The 12189-nt window shown below is 64.0% G+C and carries 7 protein-coding genes and 3 pseudogenes; 2 read left to right on the top strand and 8 right to left on the bottom strand.

Features of this window, described 5'->3' with window-relative positions:
• Window positions 1–434 (top strand): annotated as a pseudogene (locus tag XBLMG947_RS18040) (integrase core domain-containing protein); the annotation flags it as partial.
• Between the two features lie 234 nt (window positions 435–668).
• Here the strand turns inward: XBLMG947_RS18040 and XBLMG947_RS23270 are convergent.
• The 8 genes and pseudogenes from XBLMG947_RS23270 to ptsP all read right to left on the bottom strand — a co-directional run bounded on the left by XBLMG947_RS23270 (window position 669) and on the right by ptsP (window position 10412).
• Window positions 669–1217: a hypothetical protein gene (locus XBLMG947_RS23270; RefSeq protein ID WP_167352044.1), complete on the bottom strand. Its 549-nt coding sequence runs from the start codon at window positions 1215–1217 to the stop codon at window positions 669–671.
• Window positions 1218–1261: 44 nt separating this feature from the next.
• Window positions 1262–1484: pseudogene (locus XBLMG947_RS18035) on the bottom strand (hypothetical protein).
• A gap of 34 nt (window positions 1485–1518) precedes the next feature.
• The gene (locus XBLMG947_RS22865; RefSeq protein ID WP_139074424.1) at window positions 1519–1923 is read right to left on the bottom strand and encodes a hypothetical protein; all 405 of its coding nucleotides are present in this window, start codon (window positions 1921–1923) and stop codon (window positions 1519–1521) included.
• A gap of 615 nt (window positions 1924–2538) precedes the next feature.
• A pseudogene (locus XBLMG947_RS18030) lies at window positions 2539–3250 on the bottom strand (IS5 family transposase).
• A gap of 356 nt (window positions 3251–3606) precedes the next feature.
• The gene (locus tag XBLMG947_RS18025) at window positions 3607–4884 is read right to left on the bottom strand and encodes a carbohydrate porin (RefSeq protein WP_065469972.1); all 1278 of its coding nucleotides are present in this window, start codon (window positions 4882–4884) and stop codon (window positions 3607–3609) included.
• 160 nt (window positions 4885–5044) lie between these two features.
• The gene (locus XBLMG947_RS18020) at window positions 5045–6790 is read right to left on the bottom strand and encodes a PTS fructose transporter subunit IIC (protein ID WP_065469971.1); all 1746 of its coding nucleotides are present in this window, start codon (window positions 6788–6790) and stop codon (window positions 5045–5047) included.
• Between the two features lie 152 nt (window positions 6791–6942).
• Window positions 6943–7899 (bottom strand): 1-phosphofructokinase, encoded by a 957-nt coding sequence (gene pfkB / locus XBLMG947_RS18015; protein ID WP_065469970.1) that lies wholly within the window; start codon window positions 7897–7899, stop codon window positions 6943–6945.
• Complete coding sequence (ptsP, locus tag XBLMG947_RS18010) at window positions 7896–10412, bottom strand: phosphoenolpyruvate--protein phosphotransferase (RefSeq protein WP_065469969.1); 2517 nt, start codon at window positions 10410–10412, stop codon at window positions 7896–7898. The genes pfkB and ptsP overlap by 4 nt, the downstream gene beginning before the upstream one ends.
• 160 nt (window positions 10413–10572) lie before the next feature.
• Between ptsP and XBLMG947_RS18005 the strand changes: the two genes are divergently transcribed.
• Window positions 10573–11568 (top strand): LacI family DNA-binding transcriptional regulator, encoded by a 996-nt coding sequence (locus tag XBLMG947_RS18005; RefSeq protein WP_065469968.1) that lies wholly within the window; start codon window positions 10573–10575, stop codon window positions 11566–11568.
• Window positions 11569–12189: the final 621 nt, after the last annotated feature.

Raw genomic sequence — 12189 nt, 5'->3', positions numbered from 1 at the left:
GCGGATCTACCGGGAGTTGGAGTTGAACTTGCGGATTAAACCGAAGAAGCGACTTGTGCGCGATAAGCCCGAACCGCTAGCAGAACCGGAATCGATCAACACGATCGTTGGAGCAGGTCATCGAGTGGCGCGGCAAGCCACACATCATTCGCTGCGATAACGGGCCCGAATACATCAGCGGAGCACTGCTGGCGTGGGCGGAACGCAACGGCATCCGCATCGAGCACATCCAGCCGGGCAAGCCACAACAGAACGCCTACGTTGAACGTTACAACCGCACGGTCCGCTACGCCTGGCTGGCCCGCACCCTGTTCGACACCATCGAGCAGGTGCAGGCCAAGGCCACGCGCTGGCTATGGACGTACAACCATGAGCGCCCGAACATGGCGCTAGGCGGCATCACGCCAGCGATGAAACTGGCGATGGCTGCATAAACTCCACTTCTGGAGTCCGCTAAAAGCGGGGGGATTACCGGATGTCTTCATGGAACCTCCTCAGAAAAGGGTACGAGAAAATTCCACTTCTGGCGTCAGCTAACCTGTGGGGGGATTACCCGCTTGCCCAGGCCCCCGGCGTCACCGAACGTCAGCTGCATGGATGCCTCCTCACTCCTGTCCCGCAGTTGTTGCGCGTTGTTCAGAGGTTCCCTAGGGTGTGGGCAGCAGAATTTATTGAACTCGCAAAACGTTGGAAAAACGATGATTGCAAGCTATTTCCATTGACTGTCCGCCAGATGTGCCTTTCTGAATTTTATTCTCGGAAATAAACGGCCACACTTCACGTCGAACAAAAGAAGCATCCGACGAGGATCCGGCGAGGACTTGGTTGTTCGCTGCAATCGCTCCACCGGGCAGGTTCTCCGCTTTAATTTGTCCAAGTACCTGAAGCTGCGAGCATAAGCCCATCCAGTAAGCATTTCGTTCATCAGCTGCTCGGGTATCTCCCGACAGATATCCAGCAAGGTGAAATGCTTCGTGTGACACTAGATCCACAATATTTCCAAGACTTCTTTGATCATCGGTAAATACAGGTGCAGCCAAGCTAAGAGTGGCGCCACTGAAGCGAAATGATGATTTACTATTTTTGAATCCAGTTCCTGCTGGGAGCAGATACATGTGAATAGAGACTGGATGTTGCTTGTAGAGAGATAGCACCTGACGAAGAGCACCTTCAATCGCAATGCAATAGCGCGCAATGTCGGGCTTTTGGTTTTGCATGGATACTTTGATATTCAGGCCATCGGCAGTGCACCGAAATTCACTTAAGACCAGGGCGCCATGTGGGCGCCCCTCTCTATTCCTGCTGGGTAGGTACATGTCCGTCTTGACATAAGTCAAAAGGCCCAATCGACTTACGGAAATCAGATTGAATCCTTCCACGCTGACGCCGTCGGGAATGTTTGGAAATGACCGGCAGCTGCCCAACACGATCACCAATCCAGCAAGCCAGAAATGACGTATCAACCGTGACCACATGAGCGACATGACCAGAAAAAAATCTCTTGACAGTTTTATCGAATCAATTGTTGTTGCAAGGGGTCGGAGTAGGAACGCGCGGACAAGAAGTCCCATCGAAAGCGACCGAGTACGTAGCCTGCGTGCTTCCCTCGTACTTCGATTGTCCGGCAATGACTTGCGGTCCAGCCGCATAATTCGAGCGAAACCGAACAACATCATAAGTGATTTTGTCCGCATTACTTGAATTGGCATACGCCCAGTCGTTGATGGCGTTAGGGTCTTCGGCTTTCAAAAAGGTTCCAACTTTTACCCATGAAAACACGCGACTTGCCTGCACAGCGCCTGTTGCTGAATTTGAAAACGTAACGACGAAGTTTCCTCGGCTTGGATACGGAATCGTGGATCCTGAAGTATCCAGCTCATAGCTCTGCGCATCTGCCGCAATGTTCATGAGATCCATCGCCATTGCGATCATTCGACCCCCGCGTTCCCATGTTGCTTCCGCACCCACTTTACATTCCCCACCCCCACCCGCACGATTTGAGCACTCCCCGTATACTCGAGCTTTCGTAAAGTTGGCAGAGCATCCTGTTAAACCCACGGATACTGCAATCAGAACAGGCAAAAGAAATCCATTAGAAGTAATGCCTTGCATAGCTAAATCTCCTTTAAGCTATTGATATAAGCGGATTGAACTGCGCAAGGATAATATATGTAGCTTTCGACTTCATACAGTGACGGGATCTATATTTCCATGAATGCGAGAAAGGATGTGCTCTCCGTAGTCGCCCCTGAAAAACCCCCTTCAAGCACCAAAGGTCAGCGGCGACCGCTGCACGAGGTTCAAGGATGCCCCTGCCATCGCCCGCATCCAGGGACGCAAAAAGGCGATCCAGCGCAGCAGCCAGCGCAGGTTGTAGCCGGCGGCGAGCCAAGTACGTGCAGTGCATCGCCTAGGGATGGTCTGAACAACTCACCGAACCCCTCAAATCCAGCTTCTTGCATGTCAGTGACGCGCAAGACTCTGTGTCGGGTGCGATTCCTGCAACGTTCTGGCGGTTTTGGCTGCCGCCAGGCAGCATTATCCCCGGGCCGGCAGCAAGTGCCGGCGCACCATCCACAGGTTCGACAGCGCAAACAAGGTCAGCACCTGTGCGGTGTTCTTGGCCAGGCCGCGATGTCGCCAAACTTGCGCTTGATCACGCGAAACGGATGCTCCACTTTTGCGCGCACGCTGGCCTGGAAGTGTTCCCAACGCTCTTCCCGAGCACGCTCGCGCTTGTTGCCGATGGACTGAATCGTCGAACGCTTGGCGGCAATGAAAAATGCAGCCTCGCAGCGCTGCAGTTCTTCGCGTTTGTCCGCTCCGGTATAGCCGCTGTCGCCGAACACGCTGTCTTCTTTGCCGTGCAGGAGCGCGTGGGTCGCAGTGACATCGGCAACATTGGCGGCCGTGCAACACACGTGATGCACCAACCCGGAAAATTCATCAACGCCGATGTGCGCCTTCATCCCGAAATACCATTGGTTGCCCTTCTTGGTCTGATGCATCTCAGGGTCGCGCGCACGATCTGCATTCTTGGTCGAACTGGGCGCAGCGATCAGCGTCGCATCGACGATGTCGCCAGTGCGTACGGCTGCCGACCGGGTCGCCCCGATACCGGAGAGTGCGGCTCGACCAAGGCAACCAGTGGCTTCCACGGCAAGATGCGCTCCATCTCGGAAAGGAATATCTCGCGCCGGGTCTGCTTGCGCTTGCCCAGGCCTTCGGCGTCACCGAACGTCAGTTGCATGGATGCCTCCTCACTCCGAACCCATAGTGTCGCGCTTTTGTGGCGCGTTGTTCAGAGGTTCCCTAGATAAACATGATTTACGTAGATTTCTGATGTGCTCGCGTTGGCACCTCAGCGATGTTACGAGGTTTCCAGTGTTTGGCTGCGCGCTTGCGCGATCAGCATCGGTCAATCATGTGCCATCGGATGCAGGCGCGCGGTTGCCAGCATGACGCATCGGGCCTGCCGACTGAATGCAGTAGACCTGGTAGCCGGATTCAACCCGATGCATCGCGCCTGATGCGATGCATGTAATGCATGCGATGCAACCATTCGCGCCGATCAGGTAATGCAGCGCGGTTGCAGACTTCTTGAACTTACAGATTCCAGTCGATCCGCATGCCCGCAATCAACGCGTTCTTCAGATCGTTGGTGCGGGCGGGTTCGTTGAACTGGTCGGGGTTGATCACGTAGTGCAGGTTCGGCGCGATGCGCAGTTGCTTGGTGACCTGGATGCCGTAGCTCAGCTCCATCATGATCTGGTTGTCGGCCGGGGTACCGGTGCCGCCAGCGGAGGCGCGTGCCAGGCGCAGGTTTTCGATCGCTTCGTCGCTGTATTTTTGCTGCGTGATCACAAACGCAATGTTGTCCTGCGGACGGCTGGCGAAGGTGCCTTTCTGCACCAGGCCCAGTTGCACGAAATGGTCTTCGATGGCCTGGCCGCCGGTGCTCTTGAGCATGGCGCCGAACACGGTGAGGCCGCGCGTGCCGGACGGGTCGGGGTTGGTCACCTGCTGCTCGAAGCGGGCGAACAGGCCCGAGCGGCCCTGCTTGTTTTCATAGCCCAGGCCGCTGAGGACGGCCGGGTTGCCGTTGCGGTCGCGCAGCGGGTCGGTGTAGTCGGAGTTGTCCTGCCAGCCGCCGAGTTCGTACATCGCCGCCAGCGTGCCGTCGCCGCCCTTGTTCTTGTAGCCGATGGCGTAGGGCACCACCACGCCAGTGGTGTCGTCGGTGCTCCACTTCAGGCCGTGCTGGCCGTCCTGTGCCTGCACCGGGTTCACTTCATACGCGCCTACATGCGCATAGACCTTGGGCGTGACCCACGCAGTGGCGTCTGCGGCCCAGCTGGAGACCGGCCAGTAGGTGAAGTTGCTGGTGCGGAAGACGAAGGTGGGGTTGCCGCAGGCCGAGTTGCCCTGGAAGTACTGGCACAGATCCGAGCCGAGGAAGTGGGTATTGGCCACGCTGCGGCCGGCTTCCAGCTCCAGGCGGTCGTTGAAGAGCTTCTGCAGCAGGGTGAAGTTGGCCAGGCGCGTGCCCTGGCCGCCGTAGATTTCCTGCACCGAAGTGCTGTTGCCGATGCTGCTGTTGGCCAGGTTGGTGCCGTGGCGGTTGGTGACGTACAACTTCACCGTGGCGCCGTTCCAGCCGAACAGGCGGTCCATGTCCACATCGGTGCCGACCATCAGCTGGCCGGCGTAGGCGTCGCCGCTCTTGCGGCCGCCGTCGATCATGGATGCCGCTTCGCCGGTGTAGCCCAGCTTGAGCTTGAAGGCGTCGGCGGCGTCTTGTGCGTGGGCGAATGGGGCCAGTGCCAAGGTCAGCGACAGGCACAGCAGGCGGGGGCGGGCACGGCGGGGGGCGAGGACGGTCATGGCAGGACTCCGGACAGAAGGGCGTGGTCGTGATGGCGAACGCGACAGCAAGTGGGTGGGCAAGCCGCTGGCGGCGCAGCGGGAGAAGCAGGTCAGGCGAATGCGCGATAGAGCTCCGGCGCGTCGGGTGCGGTGGCAGGTCCATGCCACCGTTGGTGCATCAGGCGATGACGTCGGCAACCGGCTTCTTGAGCAGGCGCAGCGCGATGGCAGTGACCACCACGCCGACCGCCAGGGCGAGCACGTAATTGAGCAGGTGGGTGACGGCGTTGGGGATCAGCAGCACGAAGATGCCGCCGTGCGGCGCCTTCAATTCGGCACCGGCGGTCATCGAGATGGCGCCGGCCACCGCCGAGCCGATCACCAATGCCGGGATGGTGCGCAACGGGTCGCGCGCGGCGTACGGGATGGCGCCTTCGGTCACGAAGGCCAGCCCGAGTACACTGGCTGCGGTGGCCGAACCGCGTTCTTCGGCGGTGAAGCGGTTGCGGAACACCCAGGTCGCCAGCGCGATGCCCAGCGGCGGGGTCATGCCGGCCACCATGGCAGCCGCCATCGGGGTGTAGACCTGGCTGGCGATCAGGCCGGTGGAAAACGCATAGGCCGCCTTGTTGACCGGCCCGCCCATGTCGAAGGCCATCATGCCGCCAAGCAGCAGGCCGAGCAGCAATGCGCTGCTGCCTTGCATGCCGCGCAGCCAGGTGGTGAGCCAAGCCAGCAGATCGGCCACCGGTTGGCCGAACACGTACATCATCGCCAGGCCGACCAGCAGGGTGCCCAGCACCGGCAGGATCAGCACCGGCTTGAGACCTTCCAGGTTGCGCGGCAGGCGGATGTAGCGGTTGAGCGCGGCCACGCCGTAGCCGGCGATGAAGCCGGCGATAATCCCGCCAAGGAAGCCGGCGTTGAGATTGGCTGCGACCAGCCCGCCGATCATGCCGGGCGCGATGCCGGGGCGGTCGGCGATGGAGTAGGCGATGTAACCGGCCAGCGCGGGCACCATCAGGGTGAAGCCGGCCTTGGCGCCGATCTGGAACAGCGACCAGGCCAATGTGCCCTGGTGCGCATCGTCGCCGGCATAGATGCCGCCGAGCGCGAAGGCCAGCGCGATCAACAGGCCGCCGGCGGTGACGAACGGCAGCATGAAAGAGACGCCGGTCATCAGATGCTTGTAGGCGCCGGTGCGTCCGCTGCCTTTGTTCGCCGTGGCGCTGGCGGCCGTGCCGGTGGCAGGCGCGGCGCCGCCATGCACGCTGGCGTCGGCCAGTGCCTTGTTGATCAGCGCCGGGCCATCGTTGATCGCCGGTTTGGTGCCGCTCTTGAACACGCGCTTGCCGCCGAAGCGGGCCAGATCGACTTCGCGGTCAGCGGCGATGATGACCACATCGGCCGCGCGGATTTCCTCGTCGGTCAGCGCGTCCTGCGCGCCCACCGAGCCCTGGGTTTCCACGCGCATCTGGTGGCCGAGTTTTTTCGCGGCCTGCTGCAGGCCTTCGGCGGCCATGAAGGTGTGCGCGATGCCGGTGGGGCAGGAGGTGATGGCGACGATGCGCTTGCTGGCATTGGAGGACACACCGTCCGCAGCGGACGCTGCGCCAGCGCTGGAGGTGACGGCAAGCTGGCTGATTGCTGCGGACGGGTCGTCCAGCACCGCGCCCAGGCTCAGATGCAGCAGTTGCGCGTCGCCGAAGCGCGCGGTGTCGGCATCGGCATCGCCGACGATCAGCACTTGCGCAGCGCCGTTGGTCAGTTCGGTCGGCAGTGCGCCGAGCACGCCCTGGTCGCTGCGGATTTCGACCGTCACGCTATGGCCGGCGGCGGTGGCCGCACGGCGCAGCGCTTCGGCCGCCAGGACGGCCTCGGTGCTGCGTTCGCCGGCGGCGATGACCACGATGGAAGAGGACATTGGAAAACTCCTGCTGTATTGCGGTCGCCGGGTGGCCGGCGGGGGGATAGGCAAGGCTTACGCGCGCGGGTGGCGCAGGCCGGAGTTGCGCACACGCATGGCACCAGGCGTGGACATGCGTCCGTTGGAGCGCGGCGGCGGCAAACAGGGGCTCACGACAGCATCTCGATCACGACCTGGCTTGCGGCGCGGTGCACGCCATCGGCCGTGATCCGGCGCGCGTCGCCGCTTTCCAACCGGCACATCGAAAACGCCGTGGCCAACCGCGCGTAATGCTCCAGATCGGTGGCCGCATCCAGCAGCGCGGCGGCCAGGCCGGCCACCATCGCATCGCCCGCGCCAACGCTGCTGCCCTGTGCCAGCCGTGGCGGACGCGCGATCAGTCGCTGGTCGCGCTGCACGAACAACGCACCGTCAGTGCCCATCGAAATCACCACCAGCTGGATGCCGCGCGCGATCAGTTCGTGCGCAGCAGCGCTGAGTGCGGCGCGGTCGGCGAGCGGTCGGCCGGTCCAGGCTTCCAGCTCATGACGATTCGGCTTGACCGCGTACGGCAGGGCCTCGCGGGCAGCGCCCAATGCCGCCACCAGCGTCGCGCCGCTGGTATCCAGCAGCACGCGTGCGCCCGCCGCGCTGGCCTGGGCCTGCAGCTGCGCCCAGCTGTCGTCGGGCAGGCCGGCCGGCAGACTGCCGGACAGCACCACCGGCAGGCCGGGGCGCAGCAGCGGGGCGAGTTGGTCGGCCACGCCTTGCAGATGCGCGCCGGTCAGTTGCAGGCCGGGCAGGTTGATGTCGGTGGTGTCGTTGCTGCGCGCTTCCACCAGCTTGAGATTGGTGCGGGTTTCGCCGGCCACGCGCTGGCAATGGTCGACGATGCCGCGTTCGCGGAATAGCGCTTCGAACACGCCGGCATTGCCGCCGCCGAGCACGCCGAGTGCGGCGACATCGGTGCCCCAATCGGCCAGGCAGGCGGCGACGTTGATGCCCTTGCCGCCGGCGTCGTTACGCACGCTGCTGGCGCGATGCACGGCGCCGGGCTGCAGGCTGTCGAGCCGGATGGTTTGGTCGATTGCCGGATTCAGCGTGACGGTGATGGCCTGCAGGCTCATGCCTTGTCCTCGCGCTTGGCTTCCAGCGCACGCACTTGCTCTGCGGTTTCGCAGGCCAGCGCCTGTTCGGCGAGCTGCTGTAGCTGGCTCAGCGACGCACCGCGCAGGCGTGCCTTCACCGCCGGGATGTCGTTGGGCGTCATCGACAATTCCTGCACGCCCAGGCCGGCCAGCAGGCTGGCGCCGAACGCATCGCCGGCCAGGCCGCCGCACACGCCGACCCAACGGTCGTGTTTGCGCGCACCATCAATCGTACTGCGGATCATGCGCAGCACCGCCGGGTGCAGGCTGTCGGCTTCGGCGGCAAGTTCCGGGTTCTGGCGGTCGATCGCCAGCACGTACTGGGTGAGGTCGTTGGTGCCGATCGAGAAGAAGTCCGCGTGGCGCGCCAGCACATCGGCCTGCGCGGCGGCGGCCGGCACTTCTATCATGATGCCGATCGGCACTTCCGGTGCGTCCAGCTCGGCGCGGATGCGCGCGCAGATCTCGCGTAGCGCGATCAGCTCCGGCACCGAGGTGATCATCGGGAACATGATCGACAGCCGCGCCCCGTCCTTGGCGGCGCGATACAGCGCACGCAGTTGCGGCTCCAGCAGGTCTGGGCGACGCAGCAGCAGACGCGCGCCGCGCACGCCCAGGAACGGGTTTTCTTCGTGCGGCAATTCCAGATGCGCGACTTGCTTGTCGCCACCGATATCCAGTGCACGCACGATCAACGGGCGGCCATCCAAGGCCTGCGCCATTGCCAGGTAAGTGGCGTGTTGTTCGTCTTCGCTGGGCGTACGGCCGCTTTCCAGGAACAGGAATTCGGTACGCATCAGGCCCACGCCTTCCGCACCCTGGGTCAGCGCCATGTCGACCTGATCGGGCAGGTTGACGTTGGCGCCGATGTCGATGTGGTGACCGTCGGTGGTTTCCGCCGGCAACGCGCGCTGCGCGGCTTCGCGCTCGCGGATGGCCTGCTGCTCGGCGATATGGGTACGCGCAGCGTCCAGATCGAGCTCGGACGGATCGATGTACAGCCGCCCGCTACTACCGTCGATGATGGCGGTGACGCCGTCTTCGATATCCAGCAGTTGGCCGCCGGCTGCGACCAGCGCCGGCAGGCCGAGCGTACGCGAGAGGATGGCGGTGTGCGATGTCGGCCCGCCTTGTGCGGTGGCCAGGCCGAGCACGCGCGCGGTGTCCAGATTGGCGGTGTCCGACGGCGACAGGTCGCTGGCGAGCAGGATGCACGGCTGCTCTGGCAGGTCAGTGAGACCGGCGCCAGCGGCGGCCGGGTCGAGTTGGGCGAGCACGCGGCGGCCGACATCGCGCAGATCGGCCGCACGGCCGGCCAGCACCGGGTTGCCCAACGCCGCCAGGCCGGAGGCGATCTGTTCCACCGCCTGATGCCACGACCACGCCACGCCATGGCCTTCGACCATCAGCTGACAGGTGCGGGTGATCAGATCGGTGTCGTTGAGCAGTTCGGCCTGGGCCTTGAAGATGGCCGCGTCCGAGGCGCCGAGCCGGCGCTGGGTGTCGTCCTGGATCGCCGCCAACTGCTGGCGGGTACGGGTCAGCGCGTCGTGCAACTGCGCGCCGCCGTCGCCCAGGCCGACCGGTTGATCGGCCACCTCGGTCTGCGCCGCGCGCAGGCGGTGCACGATGCCGATCGCCACGCCCGGGCTGGCGCCGATGCCGACGATGGCCGGCTGCGCCTGCGGCGGGGTCCAGCCGGCCACCGGGGCGGCGCGGCGTTGCGCGGCGCGTTCGGCATCGACTTTTTCCTGCGCGGTGAGGCTGTCCATCACCGCACGCAGGCGCTTGAGCAGGGCCCCCGCATCGCCGCCTTCGGCCGAGACGGTGATGCTGTCGCCGGCACGCAGGCCCAGCTGCAGCAGGCCGACCAGACTCTTGGCATCGGCGGCCTGGTCGCCGGCACGCACCTGTGCACGGGCCGAGAAGCCACGTGCGGTCTCGGCCCAGCGGGTGGCCGGGCGCGCGTGTAGGCCGCTGGGATACGCAATCGTCCACTCGAATGTTTCGGCTAGGTCCGTCGCCGGGGCGGCACTGGTGTCGGGTGCGCGGTCGCCGGTCAGCGCGGCGACGATTACATCGGGGTCGTCGGTGCTGAACAGCGCGTCGAGCTGGGCCGGGTCCTGGATCAACCGGGTCAGCCGCCGCAGCAAGGTGATGTGGGTATCGGACTGCGCGGCGATGCCGACCACCAGCCGGGTAATCTGGCCGGGGTTCCATTCCACGCCGTCGGGCAGCTGCAGCACCGCAATGCCGTCGCGGCGCACCAGATGGCGGTCTTCACCGACGCCGTGCGGGATCGCCAGGCCGTGGCCCAGGAAGGTGTTCGCCAGGCCTTCGCGGCGCCGCATGCTGGCGTCGTAGCCCGGCGCGACGCAACCGGCCGCGACCAGCAGCTGGGCGGCCTGCGCGATGGCGTCGTCCTTGTCGCGGGCAGACGCACGCAGGCGCACAAGGTCGGGGGTGACGGGGGCGAGCGACGGAGAGGACAAGGCGGGCTCCGGATGAGGTCGGGCTGGGAAGTATAGTGGGAACGTTCCCACACTTAACGTCAATGTGCACTGCACAAAAACCTTGTAGTGCGTTCGGGTTAGCATCCAGACTGGCACGGCGCCTGGGTCAAGGTGCGCAAATCGAGCGGGAACGGTCCCAGTGAGTATCAGCATCAATGACGTGGCCCGTGTGGCCGGAGTGTCCAAGTCCACGGTGTCGCGCGCGCTGGGCACCGGCCCGGTCAGCGACGATGTGCGTGCCAAGGTCGAAGCAGCGGTGCGCCAGACCGGCTATCGGCCCAACCTGATGGCGCGGCGGCTGCGTTCGCAGCAGTCCGGCATCCTTGGGGTGATCGTGGCCGACATCCGCAATCCGTACTTCACGGCGCTGATTCGCGCGGTGGAAGAAGTCGCCTACCGTGCCGGTATGCGCGTCACCTTGTGCAATACCGATGAAGATCCCGAGCGCGAGGCGTTGTATCTGCAGCTGATGCAGGAAGAGCGCATCACCGGGCTGATCTTTGCGCCGACCCGCGTCACCGTGGGGCGCATGCATGAGCTATCCCTGGATTACCCCACCGTGCTCGTAGACCGCGCCGGCCCCGGTGGTCGCTACGACAGCGTGGTGCTGGACAACGGCGCAGCGATGGCCGAGCTGGTAGCGCATCTGCAGGCGCAGGGCTATCGGCGCATTGGCGGGCTTTTCGGCAGCACCAGCACCACCGCGGCCGAGCGCCGCGACGGTTATGTGGCCGCGATGCGCGCGCAGGGGCTGGAACCGGATTACCGCGAAGTGGCGCCCACCGCCGAGGCGGCGATCGCCGAATTGGGCGGATGGCTCGCCAACGACAACCGGCCCGAGGCCATCGTCTCCAGTAACAGTCTGCTGCTGATGGGCGCGCTGAAGGCCGCACGCACCGCCGGCCTGCGCCTGCCGCAGGACCTGGCCCTGGCCGGCTTCGACAATGAGCGCTGGACCGACCTGGTCGAGCCGGGCATCACCGTGGTCGAACAACCGGTGGAAGACATGGGCCGCGCCGCAATGTCGCTGCTGCTGGAACGCCTAAGCAACCCGCAATTGCCGATCCGCCGCATGGTCATGACCGGGCGTTGCGTGGTGCGTGGGTCCACTGGCGTGCGCGTGCCGGGCATCTGAGTCTCCGGGGGGGGGGCCGCAAGCACGGCCCCAAAGCTGGTTGGTCGCGGCGCGGTGTCCTCAACGGGTTGGGGAGTTGGCCGACGTTTTATTGAAAGTGATGCATGCCGATCGCTGTAATTGGCTCTGGTCTGGTTGGTCGAGGGCGCGTTGTCCTCACCGCTCGCGGGACACGCCGTGAACCCATCCCTGGGGGTTCGGTGGCGGCATCTATGCCGCCAACGGTCCTGCAATCGGCGAGGGCACCGCACTACACAGGGTGCTGGTCGCTTGTTGAAGAGCGAGCACACCGCGTCGCGCAGTTTGCTGATTGCTTTGTTAGAACCTGTGCGCACCGACCATCGTGATTGGTCCTTGCCCGCCTACCGTCGCGGGACCTTACGCGGCATGGATGCCGCGTAAGAGCTTACAAGGACGTACTGGCAGCGTGTCCCGCGACGGTAGGCGAGCAAGGACCCTGCAACGAAGCAGCCTATTAGGGGCTCTTCAACCGGTCCATCCGCGCGCTATTCGAGAAGACCGCTTCGAGTCGCCGCTTGGTTTGGATGCAGTCAAAACCTTCAAGAGTCCTTGGTCGGAATACCCGAGAGGTGTCAATACAAAAAAACCCCGGCACTGCCG

It is taken from the genome of Xanthomonas bromi, from assembly GCF_900092025.1.
In the GTDB taxonomy this organism is placed as follows: domain Bacteria; phylum Pseudomonadota; class Gammaproteobacteria; order Xanthomonadales; family Xanthomonadaceae; genus Xanthomonas; species Xanthomonas bromi.
Note: the sequence above shows the minus strand (reverse complement) of the source record. Positions and strands in the feature narration are given on the sequence as shown.